This is a genomic window from Pedobacter ginsengiterrae, assembly GCF_039537385.1.
Classification (GTDB): domain Bacteria; phylum Bacteroidota; class Bacteroidia; order Sphingobacteriales; family Sphingobacteriaceae; genus Pedobacter; species Pedobacter ginsengiterrae.
In genome coordinates, this window is record NZ_BAABAK010000015.1 from 88,349 (window position 1) to 111,678 (window position 23,330).

A 23,330-nucleotide genomic window follows, 5' to 3' on the forward strand; every position below is an offset into this window, starting at 1 on the left:
TAAATTAAAAAGTAACCGACAGCCCGGTATTGAATGATTTAATGCCTGGATAAGCGCTTAGCGTTTCCGGGTCTAATCCGTAGTCTTTTTCCAGCCTGCTCCAGGTTAATGGATTGACAGCATTTACATAAAAGCGCAGGTTAGAAAGTGAAAGCTTTTTAACAAAAGCAGGACTAAAAGTATAACCTAATTCTACGTTACGCAGTCGCAGGAAATCCCTGCTTTTCACCCAAAAGTCACTCGCGCGGTAATTATTATTGTTCGCGGCCGTAGTTAAGCGTGGATAATTCGCGCTAGCCCTGGTATCAATGCCCTGGTCCGGATAATAAGCCCATGCATTTTGTGCAACCGGAAATACATTTCCATTGCCAACGAAGGCTTGAATCTGATTAGGGGCTGCACTTAAAATATTCACTGATGAGCTGCCAATACCCTGAAATAGTGCACTTAAGTCAAAACCTTTATAGCTAAAGTTTGCACCAAAGGAATAAGTCATTTGCGGAAATAGGGATTTACCAACTGAGGTAATGTCCTTTTCATCAATAATATTATCCCCGTTAAGGTCCTGGTATTTTAAGTCTCCAGGCTGAACAAGGCCAAAGGCAGGCACCGGACCGCCTTTTAATGTGCCATTGGCATTAAAATCTTCGAGTTGATAAAACCCGTTTGAAACAAGGCCATAATTCTGGGCTATTGAGCGCCCGGTTTGCTGGTTGTATTCATAAGGCTGGGGAATTTCAGCAAAATAGTCGATTCTGTTTTTATTGTAAGCCACCTGTCCCCAGATGCCATAACTAAAATCTCCTTTTTTATCTGAGAAATTGGCAGAAAGTTCAAAGCCTTTATTGGTTACTTTACCAAGATTGGCAAAGCTATTTATTGTGCCATAAATTCCGGTAATGGTATTGTCGCGGGTAAGGATACCACTACGCTTATCTAAAAATACATCTGCCGACAGGCTGAGTTTTTTAAAGAAAGTCACCTCTGCCCCAAAGTTGTATTTTAGGCTTTGTTCGGCAAAGATATCGGGGTTGGCTAAAATGTTTTGATTTAGGCCCGAGTTACCCGTGATGCTGGAGTTTCCAGTGTAAAAAGTGCCACTGTTATTGTAATACTGCTGATAGAGAAAGCGTCCACTATTCTGGGTTTCTGAATCCATACTTCCGGTCTTTCCGGCAGATGCGCGTAGTTTCAACAGACTGATGGATTTGCTGTCTTTTAAGAATTCCTCATTGGAAACTATCCAGCTGGCAGAAATCGCGGGATAAAATCCCCACCGGTTGCCTGGCGCATAACCATCTGCTCCGAAATAAGAAAAACCAAGTTCGGCAACATAGCGGTTATCATAGCTATAGTTGGCCCGTCCACTGATATTTTGGTAACGATAGATATAAGCATCGGCGCCCCCATCGCTTTTAAAATCAGACTGGTGGTAATTTAGTGCAGATAAAATTTGGTGTTTTCCAAAACTTCTCTCATAACCGATTGTACCCATGAGCTGTTTCCAGTCTTCCTGTCCACCGGGAATCATGCCCGTTGCTCTGAGCGGAGTGAGTACGTTTGTTGGACCACCGGGCTGACCATTAAAAAACCGGGCATAATCTGCCGTTTTAGAGTAATTACTCTGCGAATAGCTATTGAATGAATAGGCTTGACTTAAATATAAGCCCGGTGTGAGTTCATCCAAACGCTCTTTCAGTGTGAAATTTCCCTGAAGGATGCGCCTGTGAGAAGAAAACCAGCCAAGTGAATTGATAGATGCTACGGGGTTATCGGGAAAAAGCGAGGTGCCAGAGTAATTTCCGGTAGCCCCATCCCTTACCGGATAAATATTGGATGGATAACGCGAGAGATTTTGCCACAGGTTGGCTCCGCTGTAGTTTGGCGCTTTGCGGTCTTCAATTCTAGCGCCAAGATCTACCTTAGCTTCAAATATGTCAAACATTTTAAAGTCCAGGTTTGATCTCAAATTATAACGTTTGACTGTCGAATTTGAAGTGGCATCGGTTTGCTTGACATTATATAAGGCTTGTTGGTTGGCGTAATCCATCACGATGTTGTACCTGGCATTATCATCCCCACCGGTAAAACTCAGGTCACCGTCAGTATATGGCGCATGGTTTTTTAACACCTGATCAAACCAATCAACATTGGTTCCCGTGCCGTTTCTATAACCTTGCAACTGCGCAGGGGAATAAAGAGGCGACCATACCCTGCCTTTGTCGTTGCTAATGGCCTGGTTATACAGGCTAGCATACCCGAAAGCATCAAGGGGTTTATTGATGTTGATCGCTTTCTGAATACCGGTCCTTGCCTGGAAAGAAATGGTCGGCTTACCGACTTTTCCTCTTTTTGTGAGGACATAAATCACCCCATTGGCCCCGCGCATCCCGAATGTGGCAAGTGCTGCTGCATCTTTTAAAATCGAGATGCTTTCAATTTCTGCAGCGGAGAGATAAGCTAGGTAATTGAGATTGGTTTCAAAGCCGTCGACAAATACCTTAAAGGTATTATAGCCACCAGCAGAGCTCGAGGATAGCGATCCCACGCCTCTGATTCCAAGCGCGGCATTATCATAACCTGGCTCACCTGAGCCAAGGTTGACACTCAAGCCATTCAACCTGCCGTACAGTGTATTGGTTAAATTCATGGTCGGGGTTTGATACAAAGCCTCACCGCTCACAGATGAGACGGCAGCGGTTGAGTTAATTTTTTTGATATTAAGCAGCCTCCCCGGCTCTATGCGCGCGGTATCCATGGCCGCGCTATCCCTTAGGCTTTTATTTTGTGCGGCAATATTCATCGCTGTGCCCAGGAGCAGGCAGGCGGAGAGAACAGTGCTTTTTATATATTGGTTAGTCATATTTCCTGTATGGTTAGTTTGTTTTCAGCGTTTAATAACCTGGGTTTTGCACCAGTATGCGTTTATTAATCTCCGAAAGTGGAATGGGTTCTAAATACATCTTTGCGTTCCAATAGGGGCTCAAAGTATTGTTATTGGTGTAGGATAATATATCTGCAGTAATGGCTGGATTGCTTTTGCCAGGAGCAAAAGTAAACCTGAATTCTTCATACTGCCCGCCAATCACCCCACTGGCAATATCAGAACGCTTCCAATGTTTAACATCAAAATACCTGCGGTTTTCTTTATAAAACTCTATGCTCCATTCCCGTTGTATTAAAAGGCGAAGCGCTGAAGGGTCGCTTTCTGTGATACTTGGAAGACCTGCTCTATTGTGTACAATGTTTAGGTTCTGAAGCGCTTTGGCCGTATTACCCAGTTCATTATATGCTTCAGCTAAATTCAGGTAGAATTCAGACATACGGAACAGTGGCCACTCAAACCACGAGCGAGTACCTGCTTTGTAATAAAATTTGGTGCTTTGTGCGTCGCCTTTTCCGGATCCTGAGATATTCACCCCTGAATTGATGTTATCATATGACCAGACTGAATTTCCCGGGTTATTCCAGGCATCAATTCCATGTGCATAATTATCTGCCTTAAATCTTGGCTCCATCTGCTGCATACGCGTATTGTAGTCGGTGTATGGTCTTGCCGCATCTCCTACCTTTGGCCAGTCCTGGTTAGTACCATCTGCTTTATAATAAATGCGAAGGAAATTGGTGATCATCCCTGCATTATCCGTTAGATATCTTTCGTTATTAATGTCATTACCGCCTCTTCCTGAAGATCCTCGGACAGGGATATAGAACTTGAACATTTTAATGTTATTGGCATTATTATCCAATTTATAGGCCAGTAATATTTCTTTATTATTTGGTGTTGAGGTTGCAGTTCCGTAGTCATCAAGTGCATTGGGGTTCGGGGTATTTGCACCACCTCCGGTATTGATGATGTCGGTAGCATGACTTTTTCCCCACGCAATGACAGCTTCGTTGGCGGTAACCGCATCAGTCCATCTTTGCTGACTTACGTTTCCAAAGCATATCATATTGTTGTTTGCCCCTAAACTCAAATACGGTGTTGCCGAATTAAATAAAGGTCTTGCAGCATATTGCAATGCTCTGGCTTTTATCGCCAGTGCAGCGCCTTTAGTCAGCCTGCCTACAGATTTATCCGGCCAGCTGTCTGGAAGCCCGGCGTAAGCAGCATCGCTTAACTGGATAATGTTATCGAGTGTTGCCTGCAGGGTAGCCCGGGGAATAGCTAAATCATCTGAAGAAATAAAGGTTTTATTCACAATCGGCACACCGCCATAACGGATGAACATGCCCATATAACGGTAGGCGGTTAAGCCAGCCATTTCAGCTTTTACGTAACCTTTCGTGGCCCCATCCATATCAGGGACCTTATCAATGTTTTCTGAGATGATGTAGTTACGCCTGATGGCTACAAAGTTATTTGCAAAATTATCAGTACTCCTTTCTGAGGTAAGTCCTGCTAAACTGTAAGCAGCATAAATATCCGCCCAGCTTTCTCCAGGCATGGCCTCGCCAGAAATGCCGGAAAGTGTGCCGTTTCCGATATTGGTGCCGCCATTATCAAAAAGACCTTGGCAAAGCGAAGTCCTGTACGCATTGGCGAGCGCCTTGGTCGCCTCAACAGAGGAGGCAAAAACCGTCTCTATAGTCGTATTCCCTGTAGTTTCAGGTTTTTCTAAAAATTCTTTCTGGCAAGAATAAAGGCCAGTTGCGCCTATTATTGCGGAGATGAAGTAAATTATCTTTTTCATATTTTTTGATAATCAGGTTTAAAAACGAATATTGGCGCCGAAAACGAAAGCCCTGGTTAGCGGAAAAAGGTAAGAAGTTCCGCTATCAGTTTGTTCAGGGTCAATCTCATCAAAATCATTGTCCCATGTGAAAAGGTTATTGCCATTTGCATAAATTCTAAGAGAACTGATGCGGGCTTTTTTCATAAATCCGTAATTATTGAAAGTATAACCGAGTTCTATATTTTTTAACTTCTTAAAAGCTGTAGAAACTAACCAGAAATCAGAATTTTGGTAATTGTTTGCCTCACTGGCTGAACCGGCGATGGTGGCTCTAGGAAAAGTTATCTTCTCCCCATTGGCTACCTTCTCAGGGGTCCATCTACCGTCAAACTGCCATTGGAATGCGTTTCCTGCATTTTTCACAAATGGATGATTCATTCCGTTATTGATATTAAATGAACCTTTGCTTTTGCCGATGAAAAGCACGTTTAAATCAAAGCCCTTATAATTGATGCCCTTTTTAAACTAAAATCATACAATGCCCGGTTGGTATAACCTATTGGCACCCGATCTGATGCATCTATTAGACCATCACCATTGATGTCTTTATAGCGGATATCTCCAAGGGCAGCCTGGTTACCATTATAAGTTAATACAGGACGGTTGTTAAGCTCTGCCGGGGTATTGTAAAAACCATCAGATACAAAGCCTTTGTACTGACCAAAACTATAACCTGAGGTATTCATCCAAGGGTATGGGTTGAGCGCCTCTGCATTGTAAACGATTTTATTTTTGGCATAACTCAGGTAAGCGTTGATGTTATAGCCAACCTGTCCCCTGGTTTCTGACCAGCCTAAGCTTACCTCATAACCTTTGTTATTCATGATGCCCAAGTTTGCTCTTGGCACATTCGCTACTGCCACCCCATAACTTGCCGGGATGGTACCAGGCTGGGTGAAAATATTAGTCCGGTCATTTTTGAAGCCTTCAATGATTAAGGACAGTTTATTTTTGAAAAATTTCGCCTCCAGGCCTAAATTTCTTTTGGTTTCTTCTTCCCAGGTTACCGACGGATTACCAAGTTTACTTTCATTTGTTCCTGTGGTTAGCGTATTTGGGGTTGATCCGTCACCGTTGCCAAAATAATACCCTGGCTGATTAATCACAAAAGTACTGGGAAGATACACATAGCGGTCGCCACCAATTTTATCATACCCGCTCAGTCCATATGACCCCCGGAATTTCAAGAAAGTTATCCAGTCATTTTTAGGAAAAAAGGATTCGTTTGAAGCGACCCATCCCAGTGAATATGCAGGAAAAAGGCCAAACCTTTTATCTTCAGCGAACTGTTCGGTGCCGTTATATCCAACGCTGATTTCAGCCAGATAACGCTCTTTGTAGTTATAGGCGACATTGCCCACAAGTCCCATATTTCCTGATGGGGTATTAAAATTATCTATAGGCAGATAATACTTTTGTGCATTCGCAAGAACAAGGGCCGTAACGCTATGATTACCAAAAGTACGTGCATAGTCAATTCCTGCATCCACGTAAAAAGTACGGTTCACACTATTATGATTGGGGTTAGGATTAAACGTACCTGAGGAGGTACGCTCCCCACCAAAAAAATCCAGGATATTTGGATCAATGGGATTTCGGCGGACAGAAAACTCTGGAAGAGTTACGCGGTAAGTTGTTGCTTTTGAGTAATTATTTTCATAATTCACATTAGCCCGAAGGGATAGACCTTTAGTTAAATAGTCCATGGTGTATTTAGCCCCGATACGTCCGGTTAATCTCGAATCATATGTTGTTTCTGTTCCGCTGGCAAGTAAGTTCCTGATAGAGTTCTGGTTACCCAGTAAACTTCCGATTTTACGACCCAGTGGGTTGGATGCCGTACCTGGATTACCGGCAATACTGTTGATGAGTTTATTATCTATAATACCTGGCGCCATCATTGCGTTGGTGTCATAAAGGTATTGCATAATGATCTTGTAGCGGTCATTGAGCGAAGTGCCCCCGTCGATGCCAGGTCCAACGATGGTGCCGAACTGCCCGGATAGATTAACCGAGATGGCCAGGTTTTTCACCGCGTTTATATCAAAGTTGGACAGGAAGTTATAGCGGTCATAGGTTGATTTGGTATTGGCGCCATAATAATCTGTATTCTGAAGTATGGAGCCTTGGGAAAAATAACCTAGTGAGGTATAATATTTTACTTTTTCAGTACCACCAGCGATGTTTAAGTTAAATTGTTGCTGTGGGCCTTTGCCACCAAACTGGTCTTTAAAGAGATCGCGGCTTGAATAATATAGTGCAGGACTGGCATTCAATGCATCCCTTTGAGTGCTGGTGAGGCCTGGATAATTAGCTACTTCAGCCGGGGTATAATCCCGGTTGTTCGCGAATTTCCACAGATCGCTGCTATCGAAAAGGTAATCATTAAAAGCAGATACGCCATAGGTGCTCTGCTCGGTACGAATGGCCTCATTACGCATTAGAGCAAAGTCATAAGAGCTTACGTTCTTTGGCAAATTGGCTGCTGTTGTGAAACCGAAATTCGTTGATGCGCTTAAAACAGGCTTGCCAAGTTTACCTCTTTTTGTGGTCACGATAATAACACCGTTCGCACCCCTCACGCCATAAACTGCAGTGGAAGATGCATCTTTGAGAATATTGATACTTTCAATTTCATTGGCATCCATAGAGTTCAACCTCGAGTAGGTTTGCTCAGGCGGCTCTGGCACCCCGTCGATAACGATAAGTGGATCAGTTGACCCGGCATAGGTGGATACCCCTCGGATGGTAATGGCTGCATTATTGCGACCAGGCTCTCCACTTTGCTGTAACCCTGACACACCCGGAGCATTACCGACAAGCATATTGGATATATTGGATACCGAGGTAGATATGAGTTCTTTGCCACCAATGGTAGAGACCGAACCCGTTACTGTAATTTTTTTCTGTTGGGTTCCAAATCCTTTTACTACAACTTCATCTAAATCGCCGGTAGTCGATTTTAATGAAAGGTTGATTGTTGAACTTCTCGCTTCGAGCTCACGGGTTGCGTAACCAACTGCCCTAAAAATCAGGATTGCAGAAGATGAAGATACATTTAAGGAATATTGCCCTTCGCCATTAGTGGAGGTGCCTTGCTGGGTACCTTTTATCATCACCGAAACACCAGGCAAGGGTTGGCCGCTATCGTCGCTGACTACGCCTGTCACATTTCTTTGCTGGGCAAAGAGCTGATAAGTGAAGGCCAGTAAAAAGGTTAGGCACACCGCTGTTGTGTGTAAAAAACTTTTCATAAAGATTATTTTGGTTAGTTGATTTGCAGGGTGCAAATTGTATAGGCAATATTAGTTAAGAAATTGCCCGTTAATTAATGGTATTTTAACAAAATGTGGTATAATTCGTATAGATAATCTTTAAAACCAAATGAATTTGTACGTTATTGTTCTGCTTGTTCAAAATTTTTTTAAGGAGAATTTGTAGCGCGATAGTTTATTGAATGATTATGGTAAATTGAATCTTCTGTTAGCTGCCGATGTGCCTAAAGTCGATGATTATCTTTCATTTATTTAGATATGGCTTTTATTGCCTGTTGTCTAAAGTTGCAGGCTGCTAAAAAGGCAAAAAAAGGACCCATATTACTACGGGCCCTCCAAGGGCTAAACCAATTAAAAATTCACTTCAACCTACTACCTTCAAAAAAATTCTTTCATTTAACCCAAAACTGATAGTATTTTAACCTATCCTAATGCATTAATTGCGAATTTGTATGTTAACAGAATCTCTTAGCGCTTTTCTATGAGTTCCAATTGTTGATTTTTTTCAACCAGCTTACATATTTCCTGTACTGAAGCAGCGCTGGTGAATCCATCCTGTGGGCTATTCATAGTGTAATCCAACAACCTATCTATACTTGATGTAGCCACATGCATTCTGGTATCAGAGGAAGCATAGTAAATAAACACCTGTCCGTCCCCGTCTGCTATCCAGCCGTTGCAAAAGACAACGTTTGATACGTCGCCCACCCGCTCCTCGCCCTCTGGGGAGAGAAAATAACCTGCAGGTTTGTGAGTGACTTTTGTGAGATCATTTGCATCACTCAAAAATAAATACAAAACATAACGAAGACCGGCGGCAGTATTTCGTACGCCATGCGCCATCTGCAACCACCCTTTTTCGGTTTTTATCGGAGCGGGACCCAGGCCATTTTTCGCCTCGTAAATTGTATGGTATATTCGTTTATCGATGACAGTTTCCACATCTACGCTGGCATGCTCTATATCATCAGCAAGTCCAAATGCAATGCCTCCACCTTTGCCTGCCTCAATGAAGCTATCCTGGGGGCGGGTGTAGAATGCATATTTACCATCCACAAATTCTGGATGCAAAACGACATTTCGCTGCTGGGCGGAATGGGTTTTGAAATCCGCTAATCTATCCCAATGAATAAGGTCCTTGGTGCGAACGATGCCGCATTGCGCAATTGCAGAAGATTGATCTGCATCAGGAGCCGAAGCATCACGGCTTTCGGTACAAAACACACCATAAATCCAACCATCTTCGTGCTGAACAAGGCGCATGTCATAGAGATTCGTTTCGCCTTCAAGGTGTGGTATGATGGCTGGCTTATCCCAAAACCTGAAGTTATCGATGCCGTTATCACTTTGGGCAATAGCAAAAAAAGATTTCCGATCACTCCCTTCCACTCTTGCCATCAGCACGTATTTACCTCCAAATTTGATCGCCGCGGAGTTGAAAACTGCGTTGATGCCGATTCGTTCCATTAAACAAGGGTTACTATTCTCATCCAAATCATACTTCCATTTATAAGGCGCGTGGCCGGCGGTAAGCACGGGATTTACGTAACGCTGAAAAATCCCATTAGTATAATCTATTGCTTCGTTTTTTTGACCGATGAGCGATTCATATTGCGCTATTATTTTTTCCAGTCTGCTGTTAAAATTCATTTTATGTTAAAGTCTAAAAATCTAATTTTCTAATTTATTCCACCAGGTGCGTTTTAATATCAGCCCAATTATGGCAATAAGTACAATGGTGATGATTAATGGCGTTTTCATCCAAAGGATAAAATACATCGGTAGCACCGTCAGGCAAAGTTGGGCTAGAATCCCCAGCGCTACGTTGAACATGTCAAGTTTGAAGCGCTTGTTTGCTTTAAACTCAGGGCTTTCTGCTACCACCAGTTCATGAACAGGCTTCCAGAACCCCCAAGGCCTAACGGTCCGATAAAAGCTTTTTAGAACCTGCTCATCTGTTGGAGGAGCGCTATAGGTTCCCACCAGAGCGCCGATGATGGAAATGACGAACAGTACCGGGAAATAATAAAGGAATTCAATACCACTAAAGAAGTGAGAGAAGACCAAAGCTCCAGCGATCCCTGCAAGCATGCCCCAGAAAAAGCCGTTCGCGTTGAATCTCCACCAATACCATTTTAGCATATTCGCGGCAATATAGCCCCCATATAGACCTGAAACTATCCATTGTAAAATGCTGTTGACATCTCTGGCAAAAAAACCCAGAAAGACTCCCACCACAACCACCACTAGCCCGGTTAAATAATTCATGGTCATGATTTGCTTAGTAGAAGCTTCAGGCTTTACGTATTTAAGATAAATGTCGTTTACGATGTAAGCTTGAGCGGCATTTAAAGTTCCTGAAAAAGTGCCCATAAATGCACCCATAAGACCTGTAAGTACGATACCCAATACCCCTACCGGCAAAAATGAATTGATGGCTGCTGGTAGTATGCGCTCAAAATCAGTTCCTGTTGGAGAACTTAAATCGAGTTGTTTATAATATAAAAGTGCTAGAACCGTAAGCCCGATGACCATAGTATATCGGACGGGTAAAAGTATTATAGAAACAAAACCTGTCATTTTCGAGGCATCTTTCGGGGAGCTGGTCGAGAGTACTTTTTGCATGTCGTAATTTGGTGCGGGGCCTGCCAGACTTGCAAAGACGCCTTTAAATAGCATCATCATAAAAAATAAGCCAAATAAACCGTAACCATCATCGGCAATCTTTTTATTGGCATCAGAGACTATATTCGACCAGTCCAGCTCGAGTTTCCATCCAAAAAATGGGTTGGCCCAACCTTTTGGGGTCTGGATGGACTGGCTCTGCAGGTGAGTAAAGGCTATATAACCAATGGCAATACAGCCTATGGTCATGATGATGTATTTGATAACATCTCCCAATACAATACTATGCATTCCCCCGAGTATGGAATAAAAGGTTGCAAATAAGGTGAACAGGATACCATAAAAATGGGGAACATATTGTGCGCTGACGCTAAAAGGTACGTATGGCTCCACGATGTTCCAGGGTATGAAAATTTCGACGAATTTGCCAAGACCAATGAAACCGTATGCTAAAAATCCCAGGCAACCGATTAGGGCGAAAACGACGGTCACGTTATGGGACGCCTTTACACCCCGGCCCTTTAGGCCAAAACGTGTGGCTAACCATTCCGCACCAGTATCAGCATTTGATCGTCTTAGCCATTTGGCAAGAAACATCATGTTGAAAACCTGATTGAAAACAGGCCATAGCCACGGAATCCAGATGCTCTTGAGTCCATAAACAAAGCAAAGCGACACCATCCACATTGTTCCGCTGATATCGAACATGTCTGAAGCATCACTTAAGCCGAGCATATACCAAGGCAATTTTTTGCCGCCCATCAGGTAGCTTTCTTTATTTAAACGGGCTTTATTGCGGTAATACCAGCCAATAAAGACCATCATAATTAAATAAAAGACCAAGATTAAAATATCGAGTAGGTGTAGCTTCATCTTAATCGTTTATCGCTTGTTTGCTTAATGAATAAGGGTTTGATACTGAAAATTCGAGGTGGTAAACGTCCTCAATTAAAATGGGAGTATGGCTCATATGATGTTTGGTTAGTGTATAACGAATATAAGATTCGCAGCTTTTTTATGTATCAAAAGTAGCCCTGAAAAGAATGAAATGTTAATACTATTTTATCCAATGTTTGTATTTTAAAAGCATACGCTAGCTTTACGGTAAAGAAATAAACATGTATATCATGCATAAACTCCTATTCTCGAGATATAATTGGCTGATAGGATTTTGATAAAGTAAATAAAATGTTGGTGGGGAATGTGAATATCGTCGATAGTATTTTACCAAAATTATCTATTGGCTGGAGTATGCCTGAGAGATTTTGTTATTACCTGTTATCATCCTTTTCATTGAATCGCCTTTTCTCAACACAGAGCCGGAAAGGCGACTTGGTGGTTTTGCAGATGAACGTTTGAGAAGTGTACAATTTTATTTTACCATATTTTAATGACCGCGGATTTCTATTCGCCTTGCATTCAAATTTCCAGAGTTCACAGGCAGAAATCCGTTGTTCAACTCGGCTGCTTCTAGAGTTGAGTATAAACCTCGTTCAGAAGATTGGGAAACTCACAACTGCCAGGATTATTTTTGCTTACAATCGGATGTATCATTGAAAATGGATGACTTCCTTAATTTAAAATATCGGAGGTGATGGATAAACCTGGATAAATGCCCCCGACTCCACCAGCAATAGATTTGCTGTAAGTTTTTGATCGGCTTTATATTTGTAAATTGGCGAGAACGGGCCGAATGTTTGATGTGTCGGGGCATGGTGAACAAGTTGCTAAAACAAAAGAATCTTTCAATGGTTTAGATTGCAAATACCCATAATCAAACCCATGAAAAAGCTGTACCAATCCCAGATTTTCCTATTGGCTTTTCTCGTCATGATTATGCTCTTTATCGCTCCGAATTTTGCACAGTCTCAAACCGCCATGAATAAGGCCTATTCAGACTTTAAAAGGGCAGATGCGGAACTAAATGTCGTATACCAAAAGATCCTTAAAAGCTATTCCAGGGAAACAATTTTCAGTAAAAATTCAGGAATGCTCAGCGGCTTTGGATCCAACTTCGTGATTCAGAACTGGCCGCAAAATACCCTAACCGTGGAACCTATGCTTCGGTGGCACCCATGTGCGAATCGATATACCTAGAAACGCTGACTAAAGACCGGATTAAATTTTTAAATATATGGATTATCGGAATCCAAGAAGGTGAAGTTTGTCTGGGCTCGGTCAGGATGAAATCATAGTACATTCTGGTATTTCAATGATGCATTTATTAATCCTACCAATTCAATATACTTTTACCCAACCCACTAACAATGACTTTTTATCAGCTCCTAAAACGATTCTTTAGTTTAATCTTACTGATCATCATATTCACTTGCTGTAAGAAAAAGGAAGATCAACCCCAACCTGACATAGATCTACCGCCGGTTGTTACAGGTAAGTTATACGGATCGCCTTTTACGGCAAAAGTCATACTGGAGCGCTACACAAAATTTGGCATGAACAACTACCGCCCCGAAGACTTGTTCAGTATATACATGACAGGAGATGGATCCAAAACCTGTAGTTCACCATTGAGTGATTTTTCGATACGCCTGACGGTGCCCAGAAAGACAGGCACTTTTTCGGGCAATGATACATATATCTTAGTTAATGATCCGGGCGATCCAAGCGGTCAGAATGGTTCATTATTCTCTTCAGAACAAACCATTATCACCATCAGTTCCATCACAGGGGATAGGGTGAGCGGTCAAGTTAATGTGAAATGGCCGGAACAGAATATTGATTTTAAAGGGCACTTCGAAGCTTACTACTGCAAATAAGATGAGAGATGTTTTCTAGCATATCTATGTAAATTATCCATTGCTGCTTTTCAAAACCTGGCTTAAATGTATTTTCATTAAAATCGCCTGTAAAATATGGTGTGGTTGAACCTGGCGAACCTTGGGTTAATGTTTACTAAAAGAACCCAGTGATTTTCACCATTAAGTTCAAGTTCAAGGGGAAATATTTTTTTTATTTAGCGTAAAAAATACACTGTGATAAAATAGATTTTAGATTAGACGCGTCGGTCAACAGGTATTTTAATTACATCAATTATTTTAACAAGATCATGATATCCGGGAAATAGAGGATCCAAAAGTAATAGTACTATTTAAGTTGAAAAATAACGACATTAGTTAATAATTTGATACTTAAAGATGGATATATCCGATATGAAATCTTCTATTACTGTATGATTATTTTAAATTCTGCAATATTGGGTTGCAAATTTAGAGAAAATGGGGAACTAAACATAAGACCTCTAAATGTCCTTGAATTTTGTTGGCAATCAGTCAACAGCTCGTTGACCTATATTATTTTATAGTCTATTTGCCTGTAGCATAAGTTATTTTATCAGAAACTTTTAGATACCTTTAGCCAGTTGCGCAACTTACATAAAGACTCTATGCAATCTTTTGCTCAGACTGGTGATCAGCAATGTCATAAAGAATTTTAACCACTTTAATTTTTGCAACCGTGTTTTGGATATATCCAGCAGGCTTGCCTCCTTTTCTTATTCTTGCCCTGGCTGATCTCAATCCTGCCTTAGTTTTTTACGAACTAATTTTTATTTCAAACTCAGTCTATGGAGCGAAAATGTTGAAAGTAAAGTGACCAGTTGTTGTATTGGCATTAATACGGCATTTGTTAAAACCTAAACATCTTCGTTTTTTTAGACAAAAAAAAAAGCGAATCTTAGGACCTATCAAAAATTCACATTTTAACGATAGATAATATAATTGTGGGCAGATTCCGAACTTACCAGTTTTTTTTGATTTATAGATAAATGGTCGTTTTCTGATTCAAGCTTTTATTCTTCTAATTTTATTAGAGAATAACGGAAGATTAAATTTCTTTCACAAGCTTTACTTGTCTCGTATTATAAGAATCACGTTCTTGAGCGGGAAAATGATGTCACATGTTTTTTTTATAATCCATTAAACTTTAGACCAGGTGATCCCTTGTTTACAAATAACCCTATGCTGCCCTTGGTAAGCAAGGCTAGGAAAAATATGATCCTCTTTATTGGATATATGGTCAACCTCACCAAAACATCTCGCTGTTCAAAATCGCCGAAACAATAATACCAAACCGTCAACTTGGTTATCTTAAATCAGGGAAACATAATAATTTTGGTTAAGCTAAACTTCCTTAAGATTCTAAACTAAACTTTGAAGATCTACTTAAGTTTAAGCTAAGGAAGTCGTTTTGCTTTGTGTATAAACTATAATACTTAAGATAATCGGGTGAAAAACCTATTTTTGAGTATTCTAATTTGAACAATGAAAGACGAAATTACCAGCAAGAATTTTAAGACTAAACTAGATAGTGAGCTGATCAAAAAATCACAGCGCTGCACAGTCAGAGAGTGTGATGAGGTTAAGGCTGGAGATTTCGAGGCGTACGTTGATGAACTTGATAAAAGTTATGACGTGAGCTTACAGTTAGAAAAAGGCGCCGTGATCATCGCTAATTGTGAATGCAAAAGTAATCTCTCATTTTGCCATCATAAGATTGCACTCTTGGCTTTTATTGCCAAAGGGATGAAGCCAGCCGCTAAGGTCACGGTCAGCAAAAAGATTGACCCTGTAAACCACGCCATAGAGCAAGCTGATCCCGAAAAAATCAAAGAATGGGTTCTAAAGACGTTGAAAAAAAACAAGGATCTGAGTATTGCTTTCATGAATGAATTCTCTGATAAATCCAAGAATTATACACCAGAGGAGATTATTGCGCTAACCCATGATGCGGTAAGGGCAGTGATTAGTAAAAGACGAAAAGCCGAAGTTTTTGAGGTGAAAAAGATCGTCGATCTGTGGATGGAACTTCATAAGCCGATTTTGGATCACTATTTTGCTGAGCCAGCTAATGAAGATTATTTTAAGCAGGTTCATGCCCTAATTGCTACTGTGATTGAATACAAATATAGAATACTCACAAGCAGTAAAAGGTTTGAGACTTATTTCAAGCAAATCTTAACTCAGATAGAAGAGGTTTTATTAAATATTCGCGATGATGAGACTTCCACTAAATGCCTATCCTATTTTTCGAAAGAATTTTTTCTTGATGGTTATGCCGGGATTCGACGGGAATACACGAATATATTCGTGCATATATTTAATTCCAGCTCAGACCAGATGCGCTCTAAGATAACAGGGATTATAGCAGAAATTTATCAGGCTAGAAAAGATGAAAGAGTCGAGGACTCGAAAGAATTATTGCAGTTGCTGCTGCACATGGTAGTAATCAATAAAAACTTTACTGAATACAAGGATATATTCCAGCCGATCAGGCATGCTATTGCGTATAACATTAAATTAATAGATTCTCTAATCGAGCTTGGAGATTTGAGTACTGCTGAAACTTACTGTATTGAGCAAATTAATCAAAACACCGATTCTATTTACGATAGGGATTATGTGGTAAGATTGAAACAGATTTATACCCAAACCAAAGATGACAAGAAGCTTGTTGGAGTTCTTTCAAGGGAGCTGCTATACAAGCCTAATTTTGACAATTATACCTTTGTTCTTTCCCGTATTGACCTTGATGCCCAATTTAAAAAATGGAGAAATCAAGTTTTGGCAAATGCAAGACAGCTTGCAGGGTTTTATAAAGATGCTGCAGATTTTTCGCTCGCGCTGCGAAATTTGGAAGGGGATTTTAAAGGACTATTAGCATATTTGGATGAACATGCGGATTATGATAGTATCGCTTTGTACACAAAGCAGTTAATCCAATATTCGGCGGAAGCCTTTATGAAAAGGCTTATTACCAAAATCGATAGTGACCGTGATAGGAGGCTGAAAATGGATCATCCTGCTAAGCTTGAAGAAACATTAGAGCGGATCTATCAAATAGTAGTTTTGCAATATGGTGTGGAAAATCTTATGCTTATAGTGAAACAGAGAGAAAAGGTTTACGGGAAATGGGCCAATTTATTAGTTCAACATGTGGGTAAAAAGTCATCAGCCAGTTAAGTCTTCTAAGTTTAAACGGTGGAGAAAAAAAATCAGAACAGAAAATAAATTATTTCAACAGCGAGATTTTGCCTTATAATTCTCTAGGAAAAGGTGCGTCGATAAAATCTGAAGAACCAATATCATCATAAATCAAATAAGTAAGATTGTAATTAGTGTAAAGGCCCTAATGACCGCGAGTGCTTTGACTACGGAAATGTGCCTGTCTGCGTTTTCGAACAGAGAGCGGTAAAGGTTTGCGAATTCTGTTGAAAGAAGGCCATCCTTGGTGAAGCAAAGCCTGTCAATGGCCTGGTTAGCACTTTCCCCTTTTTTGAGTTCTTTTAGATAATGTGGCACACCGCCCATTGCCATAAAAATGTTCAGCATCTGGTAACGGTCCATATGGATATTATTGCTTTTTAGGTACTGTTCTGTCTCGTGCAATGTGAAAGGTAACAAACGGATTTTACGCGTTAAACGATTGTGCAGGCCTCCTTTACTGTTGACAACTTTTTTGATCATCCAAGTGGCCGCAGATCCACAGATAGCAACAATCAGGTTCGGCTGCTGTGAGGCCCATTGGTTCCAGAAATATTCGAATGCAGAAAGAAAGCCTGATTTATGCGAGCTTAACCAAGGGAACTAGTCAAGGAAAATTACAGCTTTTCTTTTTTTAAGTATAGGAGCTGCAGGAGTTAATCCTGAGCCTAATGCATCTGCGATAGCCTTGCTGAAATTGAGTAATTGCTCGCTAGCATTCGCATCGTGAACGCCCGACAGTTCAAAAATGAGCTGTTTCCGGAAGACCGATCGGATCAAGAAAGTTTTTCCGACTCTTCTCCTGCCAAAGACTGCTAAGAGCTCTAATGAGGACGAAGCAAGCGCCTCTGACAATATTTTCTTTTCCGCTATTCTTCCGATGAGCAATTCCATATTTCTTCTTCCAAGAGATTAGAACAATTTTATCTGCAGCCAAAACATTGTTAAAATTTAGTGTTTTGGCTGCGGATAAAAAAATATCTTCAGCCAAAACTTATATAAAATGAGTTACTTTGGCTGTTGATAGATAGTTTTTGTTTTAATAAAGCTTCGTTACTCATGGCGATTTAATAACTCTGGTTTACAAAAATTAGTTTTTTCGGCTTTCTTAATACTCTATAGCTTATTATAGCTTAATGATTTTTCTTGTGTCAAGCAAATTCATTTCGTAAATTTCAGTGATAACATTTGAGCCCAATAATAGTCATTTTGGATAGTTACTTAGCCGTAATTTTGTTTGCAAGCAATTGTTAATCAGAAAGTTGTTTAAATAAGGCTTATTCTGGATTCGCCGGAACAGATTGATGGTTGATTTAATATACCTACTTCACCAAAGCACGTTTCGTTCCCCGCCAATCCCATCGTGCTATTGCAGTGCTATCTTGCCATAAACCCACCTTCTTTTTCCTCGCGATATTTTCCAATTTTGCATACAGTGAATCGCTAGAGTACCTTTTAAAATGCCAGGCCATGCCCAGCTTAACCATTTCCTGATTATCAACTGTTTTATCGTTAATTATAACAGCGATATTGAGCCCAGAAGTTTAAACCCTAGTTTTGAAAAGGCCTAAATATAAGAAATCTACAAGTCCAAAATCCAAACACATAGCTTACCCTAGTTTTAAAATGACAGCCCCGTTATGAAAATTCTTCCTTAAGAGCTTTAAATTAGTAAGATATTTCTGAACTTAAATATTTAAGGGAAGGGCTACTTTACAAGCCTCATTAATACAAAATCAAAGATATATTGAATGAAAGCAATAGGATTTAAAAAATCGTTACCAATTATCGAAGAAGAAAGCTTTATCACTTTCCAGGCAGAGAAGCCAAAGGCAAAGGGCAGAGATCTTTTGGTAAGAATTATCGCAATCAGCGTCAATCCGGTGGATTATAAGGTTCGTCAAAATAGCGCAAAAGAAAAGGTGCTGTAGCAGCCAAAAGTAATTGGCTGGGATGCTGTGGGTGAGGTTGAAGAGACAGGCCCTGAGGTAAGCTTATTTCAAAAAGGGGATATGGTTTATTATGCGGGGGACATCAATAAAAGCGGCAGTAATTCTGAATACCAATTGGTAGATGAGCGCATCGTGGGAAGGAAACCTGAGAACCTTACTCCTGCACAAGCTGCTGCCATGCCTTTGACCCTACTCACCGCCTGGGAGATTTTGTTTGACCGCATCCGGATTAATGAAAGCGACAAAGAAAAATCATTGCTCATTATCGGCGGCGCAGGTGGGGTGGGATCGATCGCGATTCAAATTGCAAAGAAGGTTGCCGGATTAAAGGTCATCGCTACCGCATCCCGGCCGGAAAGCGTAGAATGGTGCAAAAGGCAAGGCGCAGATTTTGTAGTAGACCATCAAAATCTTGTGCAGGAGGTACAACAGGCGGGATTCAATCAGGTAGACTTCATTGTTGATTTTGTGGATGTCAACCAGTACTGGGATGCCATGGTTGCACTAATCAAACCGCAAGGTCATATCGGCTCAATTAGTGATCCAGTAGAAAACGTGAACTTGAGGCAATTGAAAGGGAAAAGCGTAAGTTTTCACTGGGAGCTGATGTTTACAAGGTCCATGTTTCAAACAGAAGATATGATTCGTCAGCACCACATCTTAAGTGAGGCTGCAACGTTATTCGAAAATGGAACAATCACTTCCACAATCAAAGAGCACCTCACCGGTTTTAGCACCGAAAATCTAAAACAGGCACATGCATTATTGGAAAGTGGTAAAACCATCGGTAAAATCGTAATTGAATACTAATTCAAAAGCAAGGTGAGGCTGATGTTGTAAATGAGTCCCATATCTCAAGCCTCTTTGTAAACCAAAACAGCTTTCCTCAATAAGGCTGTTTTGGATTTCTAATGATAAAATTTTACTATTATTCGTTTAATGCATCCTGTCCCACTAACGCACCAAAACAATTTTCCCGATATGTTCACTGGATTCCATCAGCTCATGCGCGAGCATAGCCTCCTCGAATGAGAAGGTTTTATAAACCTGGGGTGTAAAACTACCGCTTTCCAGCAATGGCCACACCTGATCCTGAATTTCTGCTGCAAGCTGTTTTTTGAAAGCATATTCTCTTGCCCTGAGCGTACTACCTGTTATGGTTAACCGCTTTTGCATCACCTGGGCAATGTTTATTTCAGCAGTATTTCCCTCCATCGCATTAATATAAACAATTCGGCCCTCGGGACGCATGATGGAGATATTGCGTTGTAAATAACTCCCGCCAATCATATCCAGCACCACATCTACACCTTGATGGATAAGCAAGTCTTCAAAATTTTCGGTTTTGTAGTTGACCGCAACATCCGCGCCCAGCGAGATACATGCTTTGGCTTTTTCCATAGAGCCAACCGTTACGAAAACCTTTGCGCCAAATGCTTTTGCCAGTTGAATAGCGGTAATGCCAATACCACTACTACCGCCATGGATTAAAATGTGTTCGCCCTTTTTTAATGCTCCTCTTTGAAAAACATTTGACCATACGGTAAATATAGCCTCAGGCAGGCTAGCCGCCTGGGCGAAGGATAGCCGCTTAGGGATTGGAAGACATTGCCCTTCCTCTACCACCACCTGCTCTGCGTATCCCCCGCCAGCGAGCAGTGCACATACCTGATCTCCTTTCTTCCACCTGGCGACCTGCTTTCCGCATTCCATCACGATGCCTGCCACCTCAAGTCCGGGAATATCTTCCGGCACGCCCGGAGGAGGCGGATATTTCCCTTTCCGCTGCGCTAGGTCGGCTCTATTCACCCCGGAGGCTTTAACGTCTATCTTGACCTGCTGATCAGATGGAGATGGGTCAGGATAATCCATCAACTGTAATTCCTGTTGACTTTGCTGGCCAGTGATTTGAACTGCTTTCATTATTTATTTTCTATAGATTGGTCCCCAGTGATTGGAGAATAATAACAAACCGTATACCAAATAGTAAGCACTTTTTAATTCATTCCTGTTTATATATCGAAAAGTGCATCCATTACCACTTCAGAATGGACCAGCCCTTAGGTGGCTTTCTGCATTTTTAACGCCATTGATAGTGACCAATGTTAAAGGCACCATTTATGTTATTTATCAAGTTTGAAAATCTTTGATCTCCAGACGAGGTATTTTTCGAAAATCTCTTTGTCTGACCTCAACAGTTTTGCAGCGATTTGCGATGCCACCAGAAAATATTAATCTCTATAAAAAATCAAATGCTATTATGGCAATAATTCTCCTTTTACTGACCTGATAATCTTACTCTGGGCGGACGATACGCTTAGTCAGATGACTTGGAATTAACCCGTACTTCTTTTTAAAGGAATGAGAAAAATGCGAAAGGCTTTCAAAGCCCAACTCCAAATAGATAGCTGAAGGTCTTTGATGCTTGTTTTCAATCAAAAATTTTGCTGCATCTAAGCGTTTGGATAGCAGCCATTGGCGAGGTGGAAGATCAAAAGCTTTTTGAAAATCCCGCTTAAATCCCGCCAGGCTCCGGCCAGTTAGCTGAGCGAATTTCTCTATAGGCACATTAAACTGAAAGTTATTAAGCATGAACTTTTCCAGATCAATTTTATAAGGTTCTGCGTAATCAAATAGGAAATTTCGTAATGAGGGAAGCGCCAGGAGTAATAGTTTAATGCCTTCTTTTACTTTCAGTATACCCATCTCATCAGTCATGCTGGCTCCTGAACTTCTTGCATAGGGAACGATGGATTGAAAATAGCCCTGCAAAAATTCATTAGAGGGAATCAGTAAGTTTGGCCTTCCGATATATTTGCCAACAGAGGTAATTTTTTCTTCCAAGGCGATTTTACGCATTAAGTCTTCCTGAAGTGAGATTACAATGGTCTCATAGCTCCCGTTCTCGCCGGGCGTCTTGGTGAGGGTACCCAATTGGTTTTTGCCAATTAGTAGCATTTCTCCCGCTCCCATCGAAATGCTTTGTTCAGAGGTTTCCAGTGTGAATTCACCGGAAACCTGCAGTACTAGGGTATGGTGATTCCAAAAACATGCTTTCTGTCTCCGTTGCCTAGAGAGATAAGAGTAAAAGATTACACCGGGAAGAATTTCTGCTGGACTTTCCATTTATCGCGCTAAATAGGTACCTCCTTTAATGGCCCCTATTGCAAAAGTAGTATTTAATGTATTCATTTCTTCCTCGCTAAATTCAATTTCCATTGCTGCGATATTTTCAGTCAGGCGCGATCTTTTACTCATGCTTACCAAAGGCATGATCTGTTTGCCCTGCTGTTTTACCCAAGCGATCGCAAGCTGTGTAGGCGTAAATCCTTTTGCGAATGCCAAATCTTTCAATATTTCAACTTTTTGGAGATTATGTACCAGGTTCGCTTCTTGAAATCTGGAGAAATGCTGACGGTAATCCTGATCGCTAAGAGGTGCCCTTAGTTCTCCGCTGAGTAAACCTTCCGCTGTATTTGCAAAAGCGACTACGGCAATCCCCAAATCTCTGGCTGCTGGCAGTAATTCATTTTCTATTTGCCTATCCGCTAGAGAATACCCGATTTCAAGGGCACTAATCGGATGAATATCGTTGGCCATGCGTAGCTGCTCAGCGGTAATTTCTGATACGCCGATGTATCGGACCTTACCCTCGCTAACCAGCTCAGCCACGGTTCCGATAATATCTTCCAGGGGTACGCTACCATCCATCCGGCTAGGCTGATAGAGATCAATGGTATCGATACCAAGGCGGGTAAGTGAGTAATTTACAAAGTTTTTGATTGAATTTGGCTTAAGATCAAGGCCCAACCATTGACCGTTATGGAAAATCGCTCCAAACTTGACGCTAATAAAAGCATCATCCCGTCTCCCTTTTATCGCTTTTCCGATAAGCATTTCGTTGTGGCCGGCACCATAAAAATCACCGGTATTTAAAAAGTTGATGCCAAGATCCAAAGCTTCGTTAATCGTAGCGATACTCTCTGATTCATCTGGAGTGACTCCTCCCCAGATGGAGGACATTCGCATGCAACCCAGCCCAAGACTGGATACAAAAGGACCATTTAGGCCTAACTGAATTTGATTGATGTTTCTCATAACACAAATATCCAGTCTACAAGGAAAATAAAATTGTCTGGATAGCTCAATTAATTTGCTTGTGCGGCTCACTTGGGCGTTGCTAAATAAATATCAAACAAAGCCAGCGGGGGTGAATAGCTAACATTTATAATCAGCTGAAAGAACAATTTTTAATAAATATTCATTGATGTTTGTTTAGTTCACTAACATCGCTCTTTCCATTAACAATCTCCAAGCAGCTTGCTGTAAACGATAAGTAGGAAAAGCTACAACAGATTTTAGCCAAACCTATGCCCTAATGGACTGAGATGGAAAGAGAAAACCTTGAATATTTTAGTAGCACGATAAAAAAAGCTTGTTGGATTTGCACCTGTTTTATTCATACTTATCACAACTTCTGCCCAGAACAGATTCAATTGAAATAGCGCTTAGATTTTTGGTTGTAGAAAATTTGACTATAGTTGGACGGCGGGCTTTGAGGCCATCTGGTTAACACTGCGAATTGATTTTTTATTCCCAAACCAAACTTTTCAGCTTTGCCGTAGTTTAATTCATCGTGCGTATGCGCTTTAAAACGCTAACGCTTTCGCTTACCTAACCTTGATGCTGGGAAGCTGCGGGCGTTGTGCAAAGACATTACCATAAAGAACTAAATTACCTTAG

16 protein-coding genes and 1 pseudogene are annotated in these 23,330 nt (G+C 41.0%); 5 read left to right on the forward strand and 12 right to left on the reverse strand.

The genetic code is table 11. The features are described from left to right. Positions 1-4: 4 nt before the first annotated feature. The 6 genes from ABD692_RS13475 to ABD692_RS13500 form a co-directional block, all read right to left on the reverse strand. Positions 5-2,863, reverse strand: a complete 2,859-nt coding sequence (locus ABD692_RS13475) for a SusC/RagA family TonB-linked outer membrane protein (RefSeq protein WP_344767797.1) — start codon at positions 2,861-2,863, stop codon at positions 5-7. A gap of 31 nt (positions 2,864-2,894) precedes the next feature. Next, complete coding sequence (locus ABD692_RS13480; RefSeq protein WP_344767799.1) at positions 2,895-4,694, reverse strand: RagB/SusD family nutrient uptake outer membrane protein; 1,800 nt, start codon at positions 4,692-4,694, stop codon at positions 2,895-2,897. An 18-nt stretch (positions 4,695-4,712) separates the two neighbouring features. After that, positions 4,713-5,162 (reverse strand): hypothetical protein, encoded by a 450-nt coding sequence (locus tag ABD692_RS13485; protein ID WP_344767801.1) that lies wholly within the window; start codon positions 5,160-5,162, stop codon positions 4,713-4,715. Positions 5,163-5,164: 2 nt separating this feature from the next. Continuing rightward, complete coding sequence (locus ABD692_RS13490) at positions 5,165-7,990, reverse strand: SusC/RagA family TonB-linked outer membrane protein (RefSeq protein ID WP_344767803.1); 2,826 nt, start codon at positions 7,988-7,990, stop codon at positions 5,165-5,167. Between the two features lie 489 nt (positions 7,991-8,479). Beyond that, complete coding sequence (locus ABD692_RS13495; RefSeq protein WP_344767805.1) at positions 8,480-9,661, reverse strand: glycoside hydrolase family 130 protein; 1,182 nt, start codon at positions 9,659-9,661, stop codon at positions 8,480-8,482. Between the two features lie 21 nt (positions 9,662-9,682). Further along, complete coding sequence (locus tag ABD692_RS13500; RefSeq protein ID WP_316755534.1) at positions 9,683-11,509, reverse strand: sodium:solute symporter family protein; 1,827 nt, start codon at positions 11,507-11,509, stop codon at positions 9,683-9,685. Positions 11,510-12,627: 1,118 nt separating this feature from the next. Here ABD692_RS13500 and ABD692_RS20980 point away from each other — a divergent pair. The 3 genes and pseudogenes from ABD692_RS20980 to ABD692_RS13510 form a co-directional block, all read left to right on the forward strand. Continuing rightward, positions 12,628-12,831 (forward strand): annotated as a pseudogene (locus ABD692_RS20980) (lysozyme inhibitor LprI family protein); the annotation flags it as partial. Positions 12,832-12,903: 72 nt separating this feature from the next. Continuing rightward, a complete protein-coding gene (locus ABD692_RS13505; RefSeq protein ID WP_344767808.1) occupies positions 12,904-13,413 on the forward strand; it encodes a hypothetical protein in 510 nt (169 codons plus the stop codon). Between the two features lie 1,503 nt (positions 13,414-14,916). Then, the gene (locus tag ABD692_RS13510; protein WP_344767810.1) at positions 14,917-16,614 is read left to right on the forward strand and encodes a hypothetical protein; all 1,698 of its coding nucleotides are present in this window, start codon (positions 14,917-14,919) and stop codon (positions 16,612-16,614) included. A 132-nt stretch (positions 16,615-16,746) separates the two neighbouring features. On the opposite strand, the gene ABD692_RS13515 is transcribed toward ABD692_RS13510, so the two are convergent. The 3 genes from ABD692_RS13515 to ABD692_RS20985 form a co-directional block, all read right to left on the reverse strand. After that, positions 16,747-17,118: an ATP-binding protein gene (locus tag ABD692_RS13515; protein ID WP_316755492.1), complete on the reverse strand. Its 372-nt coding sequence runs from the start codon at positions 17,116-17,118 to the stop codon at positions 16,747-16,749. A gap of 120 nt (positions 17,119-17,238) precedes the next feature. Then, a complete protein-coding gene (locus ABD692_RS13520; protein WP_316755490.1) occupies positions 17,239-17,529 on the reverse strand; it encodes an ATP-binding protein in 291 nt (96 codons plus the stop codon). Positions 17,530-17,957: 428 nt separating this feature from the next. Further along, complete coding sequence (locus tag ABD692_RS20985; protein ID WP_425567347.1) at positions 17,958-18,164, reverse strand: thermonuclease family protein; 207 nt, start codon at positions 18,162-18,164, stop codon at positions 17,958-17,960. Between the two features lie 222 nt (positions 18,165-18,386). Here ABD692_RS20985 and ABD692_RS13525 point away from each other — a divergent pair, with 222 nt between their 5' ends. Beyond that, positions 18,387-18,566, forward strand: a complete 180-nt coding sequence (locus tag ABD692_RS13525; RefSeq protein WP_344767813.1) for a hypothetical protein — start codon at positions 18,387-18,389, stop codon at positions 18,564-18,566. A 12-nt stretch (positions 18,567-18,578) separates the two neighbouring features. Next, positions 18,579-19,397: a zinc-binding alcohol dehydrogenase family protein gene (locus ABD692_RS13530; RefSeq protein WP_344768482.1), complete on the forward strand. Its 819-nt coding sequence runs from the start codon at positions 18,579-18,581 to the stop codon at positions 19,395-19,397. A gap of 144 nt (positions 19,398-19,541) precedes the next feature. Here the strand turns inward: ABD692_RS13530 and ABD692_RS13535 are convergent, their stop codons facing one another. From ABD692_RS13535 to ABD692_RS13545, 3 genes are all read right to left on the reverse strand, one after another. Then, positions 19,542-20,510 (reverse strand): NAD(P)H-quinone oxidoreductase, encoded by a 969-nt coding sequence (locus ABD692_RS13535; RefSeq protein WP_344767815.1) that lies wholly within the window; start codon positions 20,508-20,510, stop codon positions 19,542-19,544. A 372-nt stretch (positions 20,511-20,882) separates the two neighbouring features. Then, entirely contained in the window at positions 20,883-21,713 is an 831-nt protein-coding gene (locus ABD692_RS13540; protein ID WP_344767817.1) for a helix-turn-helix domain-containing protein, read from the reverse strand. Next, positions 21,714-22,685 (reverse strand): aldo/keto reductase, encoded by a 972-nt coding sequence (locus tag ABD692_RS13545; protein ID WP_344767819.1) that lies wholly within the window; start codon positions 22,683-22,685, stop codon positions 21,714-21,716. Positions 22,686-23,330 lie beyond the last annotated feature (645 nt).

Excerpts from the sequence above, each read along its gene's own strand:
- ABD692_RS13475 (WP_344767797.1), bottom strand. The coding sequence starts at position 2,863 with ATGACTAACCAATATATAAAAAGCACTGTTCTCTCCGCCTGCCTGCTC.
- ABD692_RS13480 (WP_344767799.1), bottom strand. The coding sequence starts at position 4,694 with ATGAAAAAGATAATTTACTTCATCTCCGCAATAATAGGCGCAACTGGC.
- ABD692_RS13490 (WP_344767803.1), bottom strand. The coding sequence starts at position 7,990 with ATGAAAAGTTTTTTACACACAACAGCGGTGTGCCTAACCTTTTTACTG.
- ABD692_RS13495 (WP_344767805.1), bottom strand. The coding sequence starts at position 9,661 with ATGAATTTTAACAGCAGACTGGAAAAAATAATAGCGCAATATGAATCG.
- ABD692_RS13500 (WP_316755534.1), bottom strand. The coding sequence starts at position 11,509 with ATGAAGCTACACCTACTCGATATTTTAATCTTGGTCTTTTATTTAATT.
- ABD692_RS13505 (WP_344767808.1), top strand. The coding sequence starts at position 12,904 with ATGACTTTTTATCAGCTCCTAAAACGATTCTTTAGTTTAATCTTACTG.
- ABD692_RS13510 (WP_344767810.1), top strand. The coding sequence starts at position 14,917 with ATGAAAGACGAAATTACCAGCAAGAATTTTAAGACTAAACTAGATAGT.
- ABD692_RS13515 (WP_316755492.1), bottom strand. The coding sequence starts at position 17,118 with ATGATCAAAAAAGTTGTCAACAGTAAAGGAGGCCTGCACAATCGTTTA.
- ABD692_RS13520 (WP_316755490.1), bottom strand. The coding sequence starts at position 17,529 with ATGGAATTGCTCATCGGAAGAATAGCGGAAAAGAAAATATTGTCAGAG.
- ABD692_RS13525 (WP_344767813.1), top strand. The coding sequence starts at position 18,387 with ATGAAAGCAATAGGATTTAAAAAATCGTTACCAATTATCGAAGAAGAA.
- ABD692_RS13535 (WP_344767815.1), bottom strand. The coding sequence starts at position 20,510 with ATGAAAGCAGTTCAAATCACTGGCCAGCAAAGTCAACAGGAATTACAG.
- ABD692_RS13540 (WP_344767817.1), bottom strand. The coding sequence starts at position 21,713 with ATGGAAAGTCCAGCAGAAATTCTTCCCGGTGTAATCTTTTACTCTTAT.
- ABD692_RS13545 (WP_344767819.1), bottom strand. The coding sequence starts at position 22,685 with ATGAGAAACATCAATCAAATTCAGTTAGGCCTAAATGGTCCTTTTGTA.